Genomic DNA, 17855 nt, shown 5'->3' with positions numbered 1-17855 from the left:
GGACCTTCGGACCGGGGAGCGGCAAGTGGGCAAGTCTCGTTCAGGTGCGGTGCTGGTGCTCGCCGGGCTGCTGGCGATGCCGCCGGTGGTGGCGGCGGCCGATCCGCTGGCCGCGCCGCTCGGCCCGGTACCGGTCGAATCGGCACCGGCGGCTTCGTCGTCCGGGGAGGCGGCGGTCCGTGCCGCCGCCGCGGTGCCGGACGACGGCATGGTCACCGGTTCGACCACCAGCGAGGTGGCGCCGGGGCTCAGCCTCACCGAGTTCGACCGCTTCGACCCGCTCGGCTGGATCCGGGGCGACACGCTGGAGGTCGACCTGGCCACCGGCTCGCTGAGACCGGCGTACCTGAATCCGGGCTCGGTCTCCGCCCGCGCGCCGCTGTCCGAGCAGATCGCGAACGCGGGCGCGGTCGCCGGGGTGAACGGCGACTTCTTCGACATCAACGCCACCGGCGCCCCGCTCGGCGTCGGCATCGGTGACGGGCAGCTGCACACCGCGCCCGCGCAGGGCCACAATCTCACCGCGGCGATCACCGCCGAGGGCAAGGCGCGCCTGGCTTCGGTGTTCCTCGACGCCACGATCACGCTGCCCGGCGGATCGGTCAAGGCGACCAACTTCAACGGCGCGGTGCTGCCGTCGAACGGCATCGGCGTCTACACCCCGTTGTGGGGCAGCGCTTCCCGCAAGACCTCGGTGGCCGGTGCGGCCAAGGTGCTCGAAGTCGAGGTGCGCGACGGCGCGGTCACGCAGCTGCGTCCGGAGCCGGTGGACGGCCCGATCGCCGCGGGCAGCACGGTCCTGCTCGCCCGCGATGCCGGAGTGGACGCGCTGGCCGGACTCGCCGTGGGCGCCCCGGTTTCGGTCGCCTACGCACCCCGCAGCGACGCCGGGGAAGTCGCGGTGGCGGTCGGCGGCAACAAGATCCTGCTGGCCGACGGTCGGCTCCAGCCGGTCGACGCGGCGGTCATGCACCCGCGCACGGCGGTCGGCTTCTCCGCCGACGGCAGCCGGATGTGGTTGTCCACAGTGGATGGACGGCAGGCGGACAGCCGCGGCATGACCGAACTCGAACTCGCGCGGCACATGCAGTCGCTCGGCGCGGACGACGTGATCAATCTCGACGGCGGTGGTTCGTCCACCCTGCTCGCGCGGGAGCGGGGTGACGTGGCCGCGTCGGTGCGCAACTCCCCGTCCGACGGTGGGGAGCGGACCGTGCCGAACGGCCTCGGTTTCGCGACGGCTCCCGGCAGCGGCAAGCTGACCGGATTCGCCCCGCATCCCGAGCAGGAGACCGAAAACGCCGATCGGGTGCTGCCCGGTCTGTCCCGCCGGATGGTCGCGGGCGCACACGACGAATCCGGTGCCGCGGTGCCGGTGAAGCCGATCTGGCGGAGTTCCCGCGGCATCGTGCGGGACGGCGTTTTCCTCGCCACGCCGGGGGAGCGCACCACGGTCGAGGTGGAAGCCAGCTATCGGGGGACACGCGGCAGTACCGAGCTGACCGTGCTCGGCGAACCCGTCCGGCTGGGCACGAGCACCGAGCAGGTCGCGTTGTCCGGCGCCGGGGTGACCGGGAACTTCCAGGTCTACGGTTACGACGCCGACGGTTACGGCACCTGGCTCGAACCCGCCGACGTCCAGCTGGAGTTCGACCCGGCCGTGGTGAAGGTCGAGCCGGACGGCGACCGGTTCTCGGTGACCGCGCTGGTGCCCGCCGGGGCGACCGTGGTGACCGCGAAGGCCGCCGGCCTGGTCACCCACTTCGTCATCTCGGTGGGCAGCGAGCCGCAGGCACTGTCGCCTTTGGACGGATCGGCCGGATGGTTCGCCTCGGTACACCCCGCCGTGGTCGGTGCGGCGCTGAGCGAGGCCCCGGGCCGCGACGGTGGCCGCGGCCTGGCACTGGACTACCGCCTCACCGGCACCACCGCGACCCGTGCCGCCTACGTGAACGCGAGCACGCCGTACTCACTGCCCGCCGGGACGCAGAAGGTCGGCGTCTGGGTCAACGGGGACGGCAAGGGCGCCTGGTTGCGCGCCGAACTCCGGGATGCGTCGAATGTCGCGTCCATTGTGGACCTGACGCTGGCGGTGGACTGGACCGGCTGGCGCTACGTCGAAGGCAGCCTGCCCGCCGGACTGCCGTCCGGGCAGCGGCTGACCCGGTTCTACGCCGTGGAGAACGTGCCGGACCAGCAGTACGAGGGCAAGCTGGTGTTCGACGACCTGACGCTGCAGGTGTCGCCGTCGGCCGAGGTGCCCGGTGACCCGGCCGAACGCGATCCCGCGGTGCTCACCGACGGTTCCCTCGGCGACGGCGGGCTCAAGGTGGCCGTGGTCAGCGACGCGCAGTTCACCGCGGACGCGCCCACCGGCCCGCTGGTCGCGCAGGCCCGCCGCACGCTGCGCGAGGCCGTGGCGGCGAAGCCCGACGTGGTGGTGATCAACGGCGACTTCGTCGACCGCGGCCTGGCCGCCGACTTCGACCTGGCCCGCCAGATCATCACCGAGGAACTGGACGGGCGGGTGCCCTGGTACTACGTGCCGGGCAATCACGAGGCCGAAGGCGGCAAGGGACTGGCCGAGTTCCAGGCGGAGTTCGGGGCGCCACAACGGGTCGTCGACCTGAACGGGGTCCGGCTGGTGCTGCTGGACTCCTCGCGCGGCAGCCTGCGCGCCGGCGGGTTCGACCAGGTGCGGATGCTGCGGGAAGCGCTCGACGGCGCGGAGACCGATGGCGCGGTGCGCGGGGTCGTGGTGGCCATGCACCACCCGACGCGCGATCCGAGCCCGACCGGTAACTCGCAGCTGGCCGACGGCAAGGAGGCCGACCTGCTGCGCACCTGGCTGACCGCGTTCGAGGAGCGCTCCGGCAAGCCGGCCGCGGCGATCGCCTCGCACGCCGGCGTGTTCAACGTGTCCAGAGTGGACGGTGTGCCGTTCCTGATCAACGGCAACGCGGGCAAGGCACCCGCCGCGGCACCCGGCGACGGCGGCTTCACCGGCTGGACCCTGCTGCGGCTGGATTCCGACGTGACCATCCAGACCCGGCCGCATGTGGACTCGCTCGCGCTGACCGCGCCCGCGTCGATCGGGATCGGCACCAAGGCGGCGGTTTTCGGTACGGTGAACCAGGGTGGGCGGGCCATTCCGGTGGCCTACCCGGTGAGCGCCGACTGGACCGGCGGCATCGGCACCCACGTCGGCGGCGGCCCGGCCGGAGACGCGATCGCCACCTTCGATCCGTCGACCGGGCTGCTCACCGGGCTGCGCCCGGGGCCGGCGGAACTGACGCTGGAGGTCAACGGGGGGCGCCGCACGGTCACCATCCCGGTGACCCTTTGACCCGAGGAGCTGGATGGCCGTCGAACTCGTGCCGATGACCGAGGAGGAGTTCGCGGCCTACCGCGCGCACGTGATCGTGGCCTACGCCGAGGCGAAGGTGAAGGCCGGGAACTGGCCCGCCGAAGGTGCGGAACAGCGGTCCGTGGAAGTGCACGAGAAGCTGCTGCCCGCCGGTCTGGCGACCTCGGCCAACCACGTCTACACCGCGCGCGACGACGGCCGGGTGGTCGGCACGCTGTGGTTCGCCGAGCGCGACGGGGAGAACGGGCGGCTGGCGTACCTCTACAACATCGAGGTCGCCGGCGCGGAGCGTGGGAAGGGCTACGGCAAGGCGATGATGGCCGCGCTGGAGCACGAGGTGCTGGCGGTGGGGCTGGACGCCATCCAGCTCCACGTCTTCGGCGACAACACCACCGCGCGCTCGCTCTACCAGGGCGCCGGATACGCCGAAACCAACGTGGTGATGAACAAGCGCCTGCGATAACCGGTCGAAACTGTCGGTGCCGCGTGGCACAGTGCGTGATGTGGGAGAAAGCACTTTCGACGAGCCGATGGTCCAGGCCAAGGCGCTGGTGAAGCGCTTCGGCGAGTTCGAGGCCGTCCGGGGGATCGACGTCGAGGTCCGGCGCGGGGAGGCGTTCGGCTTCCTCGGGCCGAACGGGGCGGGCAAGTCTTCCACCATGCGGATGATCGCCAGCGTGTCGCCGCGCTCGGACGGGGAGCTGAAGGTGCTCGGCCTCGACCCGGACGCCGAGGGCCCGCGCATCCGCGCGCGGATCGGCGTGGTGCCGCAGCTGGACAACCTGGACGCCGAACTCACCGTCCGGCAGAACCTCCAGGTCTACGGCCGGTACTTCGGGCTCTCCCGCGCGCACGTGCGGAAGAAGGCGGTCGAGCTGATGGAGTTCGCGCAGCTGACCGAGAAGGCCGAGGGTGAGGTCGACGCGCTCTCCGGCGGCATGAAGCGGCGGCTGACCATCGCGCGCTCACTGGTGAACGATCCCGAACTGCTGCTGCTCGACGAGCCGACCACCGGACTCGACCCGCAGGCCAGGCACCTGTTGTGGGACAGGCTGTTCCGGCTGAAATCGCAGGGCGTCACGCTGATCATCACGACCCATTACATGGATGAGGCCGAGCAGCTGTGCGACCGCCTGGTGGTGATGGACGGCGGCCGCATCGCCGCCGAAGGCTCACCGGCCGAGCTGATCGCCCGCTACTCCACCCGTGAGGTGCTGGAGTTGCGGTTCGCGCCGGGGGAGCAGGCCGCCGCGGTGCCCGAGGTCGAGTCGCTGGCCGAGCGGATCGAGGTGCTGCCGGACAGGTTGCTGCTCTACACCGGGGCCGGGGAGGCAGCGCTGGAGCAGGCGCACGCGCGCGGGGTGCGGCCGCTGTCCAGCCTGGTCCGCCGCAGCACGCTGGAGGACGTTTTCCTCCGGCTCACCGGCCGGACGCTGGTGGACTGATGACCTCCGTGATGTCCACCGGACGCGTGGTCGGCGCCTGGCGCGGTGCCGCGCTGCGGGTCGAGGGCTACTGGACCTGGTACCGCCGGTACTGGCGGTCCAACCTGTACTCCACCGGGTTGCAGCCGCTGTTCTTCCTGGCCGCGATGGGGCTGGGCTTCGGCTCGCAGGTGCAGCCGGGCGCGGCCACCGGCGGGCTGTCCTACCTGCACTACGTGGCGCCCGCGCTGCTGGTGTCGGCGTCGATGATGCTGGCGGTCGGGGAGTCCACCTATCCGGTGCTGTCGGGATTCAAGTGGCAGAAGGACTACCTGGCGGCCACCGCCACGCCGATCTCGCCGGGGCAGGTACTCGGCGGGCACCTGATGTGGGTCGCGCTCCGGCTGAGCCTGGCCGGGGTGGTCTACGCGCTGATGGCGCTGCTGCTGGGCGCTTGGCTGAACGCGGGCGCGGTGCTGGTGGTGGTGGTCGGCGTGGCCACCGGGCTGGCCTGCTCGGCGCCGGTCTGCGCGTTCGCGGCGAGCACCTACGACGAGACCCGGTTCGCCACGCTGTTCCGGTTCGTGGTGATGCCGATGACCCTGTTCGCCGGCACCTTCTTCCCGATCGAGCAGATCCCGCTGGCGCTGCGGTGGCTGGCGTGGATCTCCCCGCTGTGGCACGGCACCGAGCTGGCGCGCGGGGTCACCCTCGGCACGCTGGACCTGTTGCCGGGGCTCGGGCACGCGGCCTTCCTGATCGTGTTGTTCGGCGTGGGTTTCGCGAGCGCGCGGCACTACTTCTACAAACGGCTGGTGGTGTGACCGTGGTGGTGCGGGAGGCCTCGCCTTCGCGGGGATTGCTGTTGCGGGTGCTGCCGCCGTCGATGTACGCGGGCCGGGCGCGGTTCCTGCTCGAACGGTCGGCACTGGTCTACTCGCGGCACTGGCTGGTGTTCGTCTCGGGGGCGCTGGAGCCGCTGTTCTACCTGCTGGCCTTCCAGATCGGCTTCGGCAGCCTGGTCGGTGAGGTGGCCGGGCCGGGTGGCCAGGTGATGAGCTACGTGGCGTTCGTGGCGCCGGGCCTGCTCGCGGCCTCGGCGATGAACGGCGCCGTCTTCGACTCGACGTACAACGTGTTCTTCCGCTTCCGGTACGGGAAGCTGTACGACGCCATGCTGTCCACGCCGATCGGCCCGCTGGACATCGCAATCGGGGAAATCGGCTTCGCCGTGGTGCGGGGTGCCCTCTATTCGACGGCGTTCGTGGCGGTGATGGGCGTGATGGGCCTGCTCACCTCACCGTGGGCGGTGCTGTTGCTGCCCGCGGCCGTGCTGGTGTCGTTCGCCTTCGCCGCGGTGGGCATGGCGTGCGCCACTTTCCTGCGCTCCACCAGCCAGTTCGACTACATCCAGCTGGTGCTGATGCCGATGTTCCTGTTCTCCACCACGTTCTACCCGCTGGGCGTGTACCCGGAGGCGCTGCAGTACGTGGTCAGCTGCTTCCCGCTCTACCACGGCATCGAACTCATGCGCGGCCTGGCGACGGGCTTCTTCGACTGGTCCATCCTGGGGCACCTGGCTTACCTGCTGGTCATGGCCGCCATCGGCCTCCTGCTGGCGGCTCGGCGCCTGCACAAACTCCTCCTCAGCTGACGCACGCTCCCGCGCGTGCCGATCGGGGACCTGGCGCCCAGGGGTGGCCCTCTCGTGTGCTGGAGCGCGGATCTTGCCTGCTGGCCCCGCGCCTCCCGTGCCAGGCGCAGCATTCACGCGCCGCTCGAACGGCGCGTGTACCAGTCAGTTGCCCTCCCACAGCCAAATCCAGCCGCCGGAGCCGGGCAGCTCAGGGAGCGACAGCGGCGTACGCGTCGACCAGCCCATGCCCGTAGAACCCGTTGAAAGCGCCATACCCCGCGCAATAAGCGTCCTGCGTGCCATCGCCGGTGAGGTCGTAGTCGGCGGGGCAGCTCATCGGGGTCGCCTGCTTCTGCAACGCCCGCCGCAGCGTGGCCGGGCCCCAGCCCGGGTGTTCCGACGCAAGCAGCGCCGCCACCCCGGTCACGTGCGGCGCCGCCATCGAGGTGCCGCACAGCGGGGCGTACCCGCCCGGCACGGTCGACAGCACGCATTCGCCCGCCTCGCCGCCCGGCGCGGTCAGGTCGATCACGCCGAGCCCGTACGAGCTGTACCCCGCCTTCACCCCCGCCGCGCTCACCGAGGACACCGCCACCACGTCCCGAAACCCCGCCGGGAGAGCTTCGCAGCCACCCCGGCCCGCCTTACCGCTGCGCGGTGAAGGCACCAGGTTGACCGCCTCGTTGGTCGCCGCCGCGATGTTCAGGGTGCCCCGGCTTTCCGCGTACTCGACCGTGCGGGCCAGCGCCTCCTGCAGCACGCGATCCCCCGCCACACACGAAAGCGCCCACGGGTTCACGAAAAAACTGCTGTTCGTCACGGCCATGCCGTGGTCGGCCGCCCAGATCAGCCCGCACACGACGGCCTCCGGATCGACGTACCCGCGATCGTCGATGACCTTGATCGAGGCGATCCGCACACCCGGCGCGACGCCGGTGGTGCCGCGCCCGTCGTCCGCCGCGGCGATCGTGCCCGCGACATGGGTGCCGTGCGTGGAAGTGGTCGGCCGCCACGCCCGTTCCCTGGTGTCCGGGGCACCGGACAGGCAGCTCGCCGACTGGTCGGCGGCCACCGCGGCCGCCAGGTCGGGGTGCGCGGCGTCGATCCCGCTGTCCAGCACGCCGACGACCACCCGCGAGCTGCCGGGTTCGATCCGATTCGCCCGGTCGGCACCGATGGCGCGCATGTCCCACTGCTCGGCGGTCCGGTCGGCGCTCGGCACCGCGTCCGGATCGGTTGCCGTGACCTTGCCCCTGGTCTCGGTGGACCGTGGTGCCTTCTTCGCGTTCTTGGCCCGCTCGCCCTGAGCGCTGAACGCGCGCCCGGGGCCGAGCCGCTCGGCGAACCCGGGGTCGGCCGAGGTGGCGACGCCGACGCCGACCTGCGGGTAGAACGCCGTGCTGCGCCCGCAGGCGCCCTCGACCTCGGCCGCCGCGTCCTCGGCGGCGGTGCCACGGTCGAACAACACGACGTATCGCAGGGTGCGGGCACCGGGGGCGCAGTCCGGCTCGCCCGCGCCGGCCGGAACCGGCAGCAGGGCCTGACCGGTCAGCACCAGCAGCGCGCCCGCGAGGACCGTGCTCGCACGCAGCCGCACGGGTACCTCCATCTCGGCGTGAAACGGTGGGCTGAGCGGGTCCCCCGACCCCCGAGCCCGCACGGTAACCACCGGCCGGACCCTGGACAAGCGGTCTGCCGAAGTTCGCCCGGCCGGCTGGCCGGAAAGTGGTAGTGGCCGTTTTCACACTACTTGGCGTGTCGCCGGTCCCGCCGCTCGTCAGGCAGCTGTAACCCGATGAGCCGGTACCGAGTACACGGTATCCGCCCCGGTGTGTGGGATACTCGGGACGGCCGCTGGGCCGGAGTCGCCGTGCGTCGCGCGGAGGCCACCGGTGTGGTGGCCCGGTGACCTGCTGAACGAGCCATGTCGTCGCCGCCTCCACCGGCGGCTAGACGACCTGAACCAGGGGGCGTTGACCGCCCCGTGCTCAGCCGGCGCGTCGCCGAGCAGACTGCCGAGGACGGGCAGCCGGGCGGGTTCCGGCGCCGTCGGAGACAGCAAGGATTCCCGCCGTCGGTGCCCACCACGGCGGAACAGCACAGGAAGGGGCCCCTGCGCGGCCGCGTCCTTCCAGCCGTTCGAGGCTGGCAGACGCGCCCGGGGGCGGAGGAGATATATGTCGAACGCGGACACACCCGCCGAGAACACCGGCGGGAATCCCGCCACACCTGCAACCGCATCGGAGAACGGCCCGCTGGCCGACCTGCCCGCCCGGATCCGGGTGCACGCACTGGCCAAGCTGCTCGGTTCGAGCAGCCGCGAGGTGCTCAAGCAGCTCGTCGAGCTGGGCGTGAGCGCGCGCAGTGCCCAGTCCAGCGTGCCCAAGGAGGTCGCGCTCCAGGTCGCCGAGGCGCTCGGTGCCACCGGCAGTGCCACCGAGGAGGTGGCTGCCGGGGAGACCGCCCCGGTCGCCGAGGCCCCGGCTCCCGCCGTCGAGGCCGCTCCCGCGCCGGAGCCCGAGCCCGAACCGGAGCCGGAACCGGCTCGCCCGGCCGTGCACGTGCCGCTGTTCGCCGCGCCGTCGCCGGTGTTCCTGCCGCCCGAGCCCGCTGCGGCGCCCGCCAAGCGCGCGCCCAAGCCGGAGCCCGAGCCCGAGCACGCCGAAGCCGACGAGGAGGACACCTCCGCCGAGGGCGAGTCCTCCGCGCACGAGGACGACGATGAGGGCGCCGGTCGCCGTCGCCGTCGTCGTGGCCGCCGTGGCCGTGGCCGCGGCAAGGGTGGCGACGACGCCAGGGACGACAACGAGGCCGACGAGCCGGAGGCCAAGCCCCAGAAGGACCAGAAGGACCAGGACAAGAAGGCCAAGGCGGACGACGCCCCGGCCGAAAAGGCCGCCGAAGCGGGCAAGAGCGAGGAGGCCGACGAGGCCTCCGACGACGCCGACGGCGAGGACAGCAGCCGTTCGCGCCGCCGTCGCCGCCGCCGTCGCAAGGGCAGTGGCGAAGAGGACAGCGAAAGCGCCACCAGCTCCGACGACCCGCCCAACACCGTGGTCCACGTCCGTCAGGGCAAGGACAAGGACAAGGAAAAGGAAGCCGACAAGCCGGCTCGCGACGAGGTGCGCAGCGTGCGCGGCTCTACCCGGCTGGAGGCCAAGCGCCAGCGCCGCCGCGACGGCCGTGAGGCGGGCCGCCGCCGGGCGCCGATCCTGTCCGAGGCCGAGTTCCTCGCCCGCCGCGAAGCGGTCGAGCGCACCATGGTGGTCGCCGAGAAGGGCGACGCCACGCAGATCGGCGTGCTCGAGGACGGCGTGCTGGTCGAGCACTTCGTGACCTCGTCGGGCAGCGGCTCGATCGTCGGCAACGTCTACCTCGGCCGGGTGCAGAACGTGCTGCCCTCGATGGAGGCCGCGTTCATCGACATCGGCCGCGGCCGCAACGCCGTGCTCTACGCCGGTGAGGTGGACTGGGACGCCGCCGGCCTGGAGGGCAAGGCGCGCAAGATCGAGCAGGCCCTGTCCACCGGTGACAGCGTGCTGGTGCAGGTCACCAAGGACCCGGTCGGGCACAAGGGCGCCCGGCTGACCACGCAGATCTCGCTGCCCGGCCGCTTCCTGGTCTACGTGCCGGCCGGGGGTGCCACCGGTATTTCGCGCAAGCTGCCGGAGAACGAGCGACGGCGGCTCAAGGACATCCTCAAGCGGATCGTGCCCGAGGACGCGGGCGTGATCATCCGCACCGCCTCGGAGGGCATCGCCGAGGAGGAGCTGGACCGCGACGTGCGCCGCCTCAAGGCGCAGTGGGACGTGATCAAGGAGAAGGCCGAGGCGGGCAAGGGCAAGAAGTCCGGCTCGCCGACCCTGCTCTACGAAGAGCCGGACCTGCTGGTCAAGGTGGTCCGCGACCTGTTCACCGAGGACTTCGCCAAGCTGGAGGTCCAGGGCGGCACGGCGTGGGACACCATCCAGGGCTACGTCGCGCACGTGGCGCCCGACCTGGCCGACCGGCTCAAGCGCTACACCGGCAACGGTGACGTCTTCGCCGAGTACCGGATCGACGAGCAGATCACCAAGGCGCTGGACCGCAAGGTGTGGCTGCCCTCGGGTGGTTACCTGGTCATCGACCGCACCGAGGCGATGACCGTGATCGACGTCAACACCGGCAAGTTCACCGGCTCCGGCGGCAATCTCGAGGAGACGGTGACCAGGAACAACTTGGAGTCGGCCGAGGAGATCGTGCGCCAGCTGCGGCTGCGCGACATCGGCGGCATCATCGTGATCGACTTCATCGACATGGTGCTGGAGTCCAACCGCGAGCTGGTGCTGCGGCGGCTGACCGAGTGCCTCGGCCGTGACCGCACCCGTCACCAGGTGGCCGAGGTGACCTCGCTGGGTCTGGTGCAGATGACCCGCAAGAAGGTCGGGACCGGGCTGCTGGAGGCGTTCTCGACCACCTGCGAGCACTGCAAGGGCCGGGGCGTGGTGGTTTCGACCGACCAGCCGAAGAACGGTTCCGGTGGCGGCAACGGCGGCGGCAATGGTGGTGGCGGGCACCAGCACGGCCAGTCCCGGCGCTCGCGTGGTCGCAACAAGGCCGAGGAGCAGCAGCCGGAGCCGTCGAAGACGGAAGCCCCGGCGCCGACCCCGGTGCAGCGCGAGTCGGTGGTCACCGCCGTGCAGGCGATGGCGAACGCCTCGAAGTCGGCCAAGCCGGAGGACGGGGAGAAGGTCCCCGAGCTGAACGGCCGCGCCCCGGAACCGGGCCGTGCGGAAGAGGCCCAGGAGGTGCCCGCGGAGTCGCCGGCCGAAGCCAAGGTCGAAGCGAAGCGGGAACGCCGTCGGGAACGCCGCTCGGCCTCCAGGCCCGCAGGCGGCCCATCCGCCCAGACGGCCACCACGCCAGAGGCCGCTCCGGCAGCCGAAACGGCCCAGACGCCCGAGACAGCCAAGGTTCCGGAGACGGGCCAGGCGCCGAACGCGGCCCAGGCGAGCGAAGCAGCCACCGCGCCCGAGGCAGCCAAGGCCTCGGAGGAGGCCGACGCTGCTCAGGCGAGCGAGGCAGCTAAGGCACCGGAGGCGGCTGAAGCGCCCGAGGCGGCCCAGGCAGGCTCGGCTCAGGCACCCGAGGCGAGCAAGGCGACTGAGGCAGCTCAGGCGCCCGAAGCGCCCCAGGTAAGCGAAGCAGCGAAGGCGCCAGAAGCCGCCCAGGCGGCCGAAGCGACCCAGGCGGCTGAAGCAGGCCCGGCACCCGAGGCAAGCCGGGCGCCTGAGGCACCTGAAGCAGCGAAGGCACCCGAAGTTGCCCAGGCACCCGAGGCTGCCCAGGCACCCGAGGCTGCCCAGGCACCCGAGGCTGCCCAGGCACCCGAGGCTGCCCAGGCACCCGAGGCTGCCCACGCACCCGAAGCTGCTCAGGCGACCGAAGCCGCCCAGGCGGACGAGGCCACCGGAACCCAGGCGGCCGAGACCAACGAGGTCACCGGGACCCAAGAGGCCGAGGCTTCTGAGGCCGAGGCGACCCCCGAGGTCTCCGTGCCCGCTCCGGCGGCGAAGACGACTCGGCGGCGTGCCCGCCGGGTGGCTTCCCGGCCGGCCGGGCCGCCGGTCGGGGCCAACGAAAACGGCTAGTCAGCCGGGTTGGCCAACCCGGTTGGCCAACCCGATTCGGCACCCGGTTGTCAGCGGTTATGGGCCACCCCGTAACCTGTAAGACGGCCCGCCCGTAGCGGCAGGCCAGCATTGTGCGCCCACCAGCACGCGGTAACCCGCGGGCGGCGCGCACAAGCCCCCACCCTATTGTCGAGTTAGCAGGAGACATCCGTGTCGGCGTACGCGATCGTCAAGACCGGCGGCAAGCAGTACAAGGTGGCCGTCGGCGACGTCGTCGAGGTCGAGAAGCTCGAGGGCGAGCCGGGCACCGAGCACACCTTCCCCGCCGTGCTGTATGTGGATGGCGGCGAGGTCACCACGGACGCCGACGCGCTCGCGAAGGTCTCGGTCACCGGCAAGGTCGTCGAGCAGACCAAGGGTCCCAAGATCCGCATCCACAAGTTCAAGAACAAGACCGGCTACCACAAGCGGCAGGGTCACCGGCAGAAGCTGACCCGCCTCGAAGTCACCGGCATCACCAAGTAAGGGGTTCAGGCAGCCATGGCACACAAGAAGGGCGCGTCCAGCTCCCGCAACGGTCGTGACTCGAACCCGCAGTACCTCGGCGTCAAGCGGTTCGGTGGCCAGGTCGTGAAGGCGGGCGAGATCCTGATCCGCCAGCGCGGCACCAAGTTCCACCCGGGCGTGAACGTCGGTCGCGGCGGTGACGACACCCTGTTCGCGCTGGAGTCCGGCTCGGTCGAGTTCGGCTCCAAGCGTGGCCGCAAGACGGTCAACATCGTGCCGGTCGAGGCCTGAGCCCCAGACCGAGCGAAAACCACCGGGCGGTGTGGTCTGCGGAATACGCGGACCACACCGCCCGTTCGCATGTAGACACAACAGTTTTTCTGGAGAGGGCAGGCAATGGCGTCCCGGTTCGTCGACCGCGCGGTGATCCATCTGGCCGCCGGCAACGGTGGGAACGGCTGCGCCTCGGTGCACCGTGAGAAGTTCAAGCCGCTCGGCGGCCCCGACGGCGGCAACGGCGGCAACGGCGGTGATGTGCTGCTGATCGTCGATCCCAACGTGCACACGCTGCTCGACTTCCACTTCCGTCCGCACGCGCGGGCGGGCAACGGCAAGATCGGGCAGGGCGCCAACCGTTCGGGCGCGGCCGGGGAGACCCTGGAACTGCGCGTGCCGGACGGCACCGTGGTGATGACCGAGCGCGGCGAGGTGCTCGCCGACCTGATCGGTCCCGGCACCACCTTCGTCGCCGCGCAGGGCGGCCGGGGCGGGCTCGGCAACGCCGCGCTCGCGTCCAAGGCACGCAAGGCGCCGGGGTTCGCGCTGCTCGGCGAGCCGGGCGAGGCGCGGGATCTGGTGCTGGAGCTGCGTTCGGTCGCCGACGTCGGCCTGCTCGGCTTCCCCTCGGCGGGCAAGTCCTCGCTGATCTCGGTGCTCTCGGCGGCCAAGCCGAAGATCGCCGACTACCCGTTCACCACGCTGGTGCCGAACCTCGGCGTGGTCACCGCGGGCGAGACCGTGTTCACCATGGCCGACGTGCCGGGGCTGATCCCGGGCGCCAGCCAGGGCAAGGGCCTCGGCCTTGACTTCCTGCGGCACATCGAGCGCTGCGCGGTGCTGGTGCACGTGGTCGACTGCGCCACCTACGAACCCGGCCGCGATCCGGTGTCCGATGTGGACGCTCTGGAGGCCGAACTCGCCCGCTACACCCCGAGTCTCGGCGGCGATCTCGCCGACCGGCCGCGCGTGGTGGTGCTGAACAAGGTGGACGTGCCGGACGCGGCGGACCTCGCCGAGCTGGTGCGCCCCGAGTTCGAGAAGCGCGGCCTGGAGGTCTTCGAGATCTCCGCGGTGGCGCGCAAGGGCCTGCGGGAGCTGACCTACGCGCTCGGCGCGGTGGTCGAGCGCTACCGGGCCGAGCAGCCGCCGCCGGAGGCGGAGAAAGTGGTGCTCAAGCCGCTGGCGGTGGACGACAGCGGTTTCACCGTCGAACCCGATCCGGAGGAGGAAGGCGCCTTCATCGTGCGCGGCACCCGCCCGGAGCGGTGGATCCGGCAGACGAACTTCGGCAACGACGAGGCCGTCGGTTATCTCGCCGACCGGCTGAACCGGCTCGGCGTTGAGGATGCGCTGGCCCGCAAGGGCGCGGTGCCGGGCAGCCAGGTCACCATCGGCGACATCTCGTTCGAGTGGCAGCCGTCCACGCCGGGCGCGGTGGTCCACCTGTCCGGCCGCGGCACCGACGTGCGACTCGAAGGCACCGACCGGATCAGTGCCGCCGAGCGCAAGGAAGCCCGGCGCATCCGGCGTGACGGCCCGGACGAGGAGTCCGAAGGTGAGTGAGACGCGGCGGGCGGTCGTGGCCGCCCGCCGGCTGGTGGTCAAGGTCGGTTCCTCGGCGCTGACCACCGCCGGTGACGGGCTCGACGTGACCAGGCTCGACGCGCTGGTCGACGCGATCGCCGCGCGCATCGGGGCGGGCAGCCAGATCGTGCTGGTCTCCTCCGGCGCGATCGGGGCCGGGCTGGCGCCGTTGTCGCTGGCGAAGCGGCCGCGTGACCTCGCGTCGCAGCAGGCCGCCGCGAGCGTGGGGCAGCTCGCGCTCGCGCACGCGTACGGCGAATCGTTCGGCAGGTACGCGCTGACCGTCGGACAGGTGCTGCTCACTTCCGACGACGTGGTCCGCCGCGCGCACTACCGCAACGCCCAGCGCACCTTCTCGCGGTTGCTCGCGCTCGGCGCGGTCCCGGTGGTCAACGAGAACGACACGGTGGCCACCGAGGAGATCAAGTTCGGCGACAACGACCGGCTCGCCGCACTGGTGGCGCACCTGGTCGCCGCCGACGCGCTGGTGCTGCTGTCCGATGTGGACGGGCTGTACGACGGGGACCCGCGCTCGGGCGCGACCCGCCGGATCGACGAGGTGACCGGTGACGCTGACGTCGACGGCATCTCGGTGGGCATGTCCAGCTCCGGGCTGGGCACCGGCGGCATGGTCTCGAAGCTGGCCGCCGCGCGGACGGCTGCCGCGGCCGGGATCCCGGTGCTGCTCGCGGGCGCGGACCAGGCCGCCGACGCGCTGAGCGAGGCCAAGGTCGGCACGGCGTTCGCGGCCGCGGACAGCCGCCTTTCCGCACGCCGGTTCTGGCTCGGTTACGCCACGGACGCGCGTGGCCGCCTGCACCTCGACGACGGCGCGGTGGCCGCGGTGGTGCGGCGGCGCCGGTCGCTGCTGGCCGCCGGGATCACCGGGGTCGACGGCGATTTCGACGCCGGGGACGTGGTGGACCTGGTCGACGCGGCGCAGCGGGTGGTGGCGCGCGGGGTGGTCGCCTTCGACGCGGTGGAACTGCCGGAGCTGGTCGGCCGCTCCAGCCACGACCTGCCCGCGGAGCAGCGGCGCGAGGTCGTGCACGCCGACGATCTGGTGCCGCTCCGTCGGTGAACCGGTGAACCGGTGAACCAGTGCCGGTGAGTCAGGCCAGGCGGGCGATCGCCGCGGCCAGCAGTGCGGCCAGGATGGGTGGTTCGGCGCTGCGCACCAGGTAGGCGGCCAGGCTCGGTTGCACACCGACGGCCGGCTGCTCGCCTCTGAGGCGGGTGTACTCGCCGATGAGCCGGTCCAGTTCGTCTTCGAGCAGCCCGGCCGCGGCCTTCAGCTCGCGCTCGGTGGGTGGGTCGCTGGGGTGGTTCACGGCCTGCCTCTCGCCGGTGGTGGTACCTGTTCAGACGTGCCGTGGGCGCGGTCGTTCCCGGTTGTCCCCCGAATTGTCCATTACGGAAAGCGTTTACCGACGTAGATAAGCGAGCACGGCGAGCACCCGCCGGTTGGTGTCCTCGGCGGGTGGCAGGTCGAGCTTGCTCAGGATGTTGCCGACGTGCTTGGCGACGGCCGCCTCGGAGACGACCAGCCGCCGGGCGATCTCGGTGTTGGAATGGCCCTCGGCGACCAGCGCGAGCACCTCGGTCTCACGCGCGGACAGCCGGTTCAGCGGATCGCGCTGGCGGCCGAGCAGCTGCCGCACCACCTGCGGATCGACCACGGTGCCGCCGTCGACCACCTGCCGCAGCGCGGTGACGAACTCCTCGACGTCGACCACCCGGTCCTTGAGCAGGTACCCCACTCCGCGCCCGTCACCGGAGTCCAGCAGTTCGGCCGCACCACTGCGTTCGACGTACTGACTCAGCGCCAGCACGGCCAGCCCGGGATGCTTCCGGCGCAGCTCGACCGCGGCGCGCAGGCCTTCGTCGGTGAAGTCCGGTGGCATCCGGATGTCGGTGACCACCAGGTCGGGCCGGTGCTCGTCGACCGCGCGCGCCAGTTCGGCGGCGTCGCCGACGGCCGCGACCACCTCGAAACCGAACCGGCCGAGCAGGCCGGAAAGGCCTTCGCGCAGCAGGACGCCGTCTTCGGCCAGCACTACTCGGACTGAGGACACGGCAGCTCCACACGCACCACGGTCGGCCCACCGGCCGGACTGGACAGCACCATTCTGCCGTCGAGCACGGCGACCCGGTCGGCCAAGCCGGTCAGCCCGGTGCCCGCGCCGGGATCGGCCCCGCCGTGGCCGTTGTCGCGGATCTCCAGCAGCAGCCAGTCGCGGTCGAGCCGCACCTCGATCTCGACCGCGGTCGCCCCGCTGTGCTTGGCCGCGTTGGCCAGCGCTTCGGACGCGACGAAGTAGGCGGTGCCCTCCAGCGGCACCGGCAACCGGCTCTTCAGTGCACTGTGGACTGTCACCGGCACGGCCGAGCGGTCGGCGAGTTCGCCCAGCGCGGCGGGCAGACCGCGTTCGGTGAGCACCTGCGGGCGGATGCCGTGGATGAACTCGCGCAGCTCCGCCATCAGCTGCTTGGCCTCGTCGTGCGCCTCGGCGAGCTGCGCGGCGGCGGGGGAGTCCGGCGGCAGGTCGAGCCGGGCGAGGCCGAGCCGCAGGGTCAGGCCGACGAGCCGCTGCTGGGCGCCGTCGTGCAGGTCGCGCTCGATGCGGCGGCGTTCGGCCTCGAAGGCGTCGACCAGGCGGGCGCGCGACCGCGACACCTCGATCAGCTGGTCGCCCTGGAGCAGGGTCCTGGCCAGCATGCCGTGCAGTCCGGCGACCAGCGTGCCGACGTAGCAAAGCGCGATGAGCAGCACCAGGCCGCCGACCACGCCCCAGACGGACTCGGCGAGCGTGCTGATGGTCAGGAACCCGACCGATACCGTGCCGCCCTCGATCAGGAAGGGGCTCGCCAGCAGGGCGGTCGCCAGCACGGCCAGCACCAGCACCGCCACGCAGGCCGCGAACCCCACCGTGGCCAGCAGCACCGCGTAACCCAGCTCGCGCCAGGTCGCGGCCTCGGTGAACCGCGTGCGCACCCACAGGTCGAGCCCCGGTGACGGTGGCCGCCGGTGGCCGGAGGTGACCTTGCGCGGGTCCACCAGCCGCAGGCGCCGCCGCTCCAATTCCGCCAGCGGCAGGGCGAGCAGCGGGCCGCCGAGGCCGAAGGTGAACGTGCCCAGTGCGAGCAGTGCCGCCACCGGACCCGGTCCGTCCGGAATGGATTCGAACACCAGGATCAGCCACGGCAGGCCGAGCACGCAGAGCGCCCCGGCGGTCACCGTGGCCGTGACCAGTGAGCTGAGCAGGTACATCGCCGCGCGCCACGGCCACCGGCTGAGCAGGAAGCTCCTCCGCCCCAATGCCTCCAGCGCGGTCGTGGTCACTGTGCCGACCCTAGCCGGTAGAGATAGCTCTACCCGTGTTCGGGCGCTGGAGGTAGTGCCCGCACCCGGGCCGGGCCGCTTTGCTGGGCGGGTGAGTGCGGAG

Annotated in this window: 14 protein-coding genes; 10 read left to right on the top strand and 4 right to left on the bottom strand. The window is 71.8% G+C overall.

Annotation, left to right across the window (positions count from 1 at the left end; all coding sequences use genetic code 11):
* Positions 1-76 precede the first annotated feature (76 nt).
* The 5 genes from YIM_RS38450 (at position 77) to YIM_RS38430 (ending at position 6445) form a co-directional block, all read left to right on the top strand.
* Positions 77-3346: a phosphodiester glycosidase family protein gene (locus tag YIM_RS38450; RefSeq protein ID WP_153037515.1), complete on the top strand. Its 3270-nt coding sequence runs from the start codon at positions 77-79 to the stop codon at positions 3344-3346.
* Positions 3347-3359: 13 nt separating this feature from the next.
* The gene (locus YIM_RS38445) at positions 3360-3830 is read left to right on the top strand and encodes a GNAT family N-acetyltransferase (RefSeq protein ID WP_153035051.1); all 471 of its coding nucleotides are present in this window, start codon (positions 3360-3362) and stop codon (positions 3828-3830) included.
* 67 nt (positions 3831-3897) lie between these two features.
* Positions 3898-4812 (top strand): ABC transporter ATP-binding protein, encoded by a 915-nt coding sequence (locus tag YIM_RS38440; RefSeq protein ID WP_153037514.1) that lies wholly within the window; start codon positions 3898-3900, stop codon positions 4810-4812.
* Entirely contained in the window at positions 4812-5615 is an 804-nt protein-coding gene (locus YIM_RS38435; protein ID WP_153035050.1) for an ABC transporter permease, read from the top strand. Before YIM_RS38440 ends, YIM_RS38435 begins: the two co-directional genes overlap by 1 nt.
* 62 nt (positions 5616-5677) lie before the next feature.
* Positions 5678-6445 (top strand): ABC transporter permease, encoded by a 768-nt coding sequence (locus YIM_RS38430; protein ID WP_153037513.1) that lies wholly within the window; start codon positions 5678-5680, stop codon positions 6443-6445.
* 190 nt (positions 6446-6635) lie between these two features.
* Here the strand turns inward: YIM_RS38430 and YIM_RS38425 are convergent, their stop codons facing one another.
* Positions 6636-8036 carry a S8 family serine peptidase gene (locus YIM_RS38425; RefSeq protein ID WP_153035049.1) on the bottom strand — a complete coding sequence of 467 codons (1401 nt, stop codon included), beginning with the start codon at positions 8034-8036 and terminating at the stop codon, positions 6636-6638.
* A gap of 568 nt (positions 8037-8604) precedes the next feature.
* On the opposite strand from YIM_RS38425, the gene YIM_RS38420 reads away from it, so the two are divergent.
* From YIM_RS38420 to proB, 5 genes are all read left to right on the top strand, one after another.
* Positions 8605-12057 carry a translation initiation factor IF-2 N-terminal domain-containing protein gene (locus YIM_RS38420; protein WP_153035048.1) on the top strand — a complete coding sequence of 1151 codons (3453 nt, stop codon included), beginning with the start codon at positions 8605-8607 and terminating at the stop codon, positions 12055-12057.
* A 192-nt stretch (positions 12058-12249) separates the two neighbouring features.
* Entirely contained in the window at positions 12250-12564 is a 315-nt protein-coding gene (gene rplU / locus YIM_RS38415; RefSeq protein WP_113696810.1) for a 50S ribosomal protein L21, read from the top strand.
* 15 nt (positions 12565-12579) lie between these two features.
* Positions 12580-12837: a 50S ribosomal protein L27 gene (gene rpmA / locus YIM_RS38410; RefSeq protein WP_113696811.1), complete on the top strand. Its 258-nt coding sequence runs from the start codon at positions 12580-12582 to the stop codon at positions 12835-12837.
* Between the two features lie 105 nt (positions 12838-12942).
* Entirely contained in the window at positions 12943-14388 is a 1446-nt protein-coding gene (gene obgE / locus YIM_RS38405) for a GTPase ObgE (RefSeq protein WP_153035047.1), read from the top strand.
* Positions 14381-15490: a glutamate 5-kinase gene (proB, locus tag YIM_RS38400; RefSeq protein ID WP_153035046.1), complete on the top strand. Its 1110-nt coding sequence runs from the start codon at positions 14381-14383 to the stop codon at positions 15488-15490. The genes obgE and proB overlap by 8 nt, the downstream gene beginning before the upstream one ends.
* A 31-nt stretch (positions 15491-15521) precedes the next feature.
* On the opposite strand, the gene YIM_RS38395 is transcribed toward proB, so the two are convergent.
* The 3 genes from YIM_RS38395 to YIM_RS38385 all read right to left on the bottom strand — a co-directional run bounded on the left by YIM_RS38395 (position 15522) and on the right by YIM_RS38385 (position 17752).
* Positions 15522-15740: a hypothetical protein gene (locus tag YIM_RS38395; RefSeq protein WP_153035045.1), complete on the bottom strand. Its 219-nt coding sequence runs from the start codon at positions 15738-15740 to the stop codon at positions 15522-15524.
* 93 nt (positions 15741-15833) lie between these two features.
* A complete protein-coding gene (locus YIM_RS38390; RefSeq protein ID WP_153035044.1) occupies positions 15834-16484 on the bottom strand; it encodes a response regulator transcription factor in 651 nt (216 codons plus the stop codon).
* Positions 16466-17752 carry a sensor histidine kinase gene (locus YIM_RS38385; protein ID WP_228004285.1) on the bottom strand — a complete coding sequence of 429 codons (1287 nt, stop codon included), beginning with the start codon at positions 17750-17752 and terminating at the stop codon, positions 16466-16468. The genes YIM_RS38390 and YIM_RS38385 overlap by 19 nt, the downstream gene beginning before the upstream one ends.
* Between the last annotated feature and the right edge of the window lie 103 nt (positions 17753-17855).

This window comes from Amycolatopsis sp. YIM 10, from assembly GCF_009429145.1.
In the GTDB taxonomy this organism is placed as follows: Bacteria; Actinomycetota; Actinomycetes; order Mycobacteriales; family Pseudonocardiaceae; genus Amycolatopsis.
This window is presented reverse-complemented; position numbering and strand designations above follow the sequence as displayed.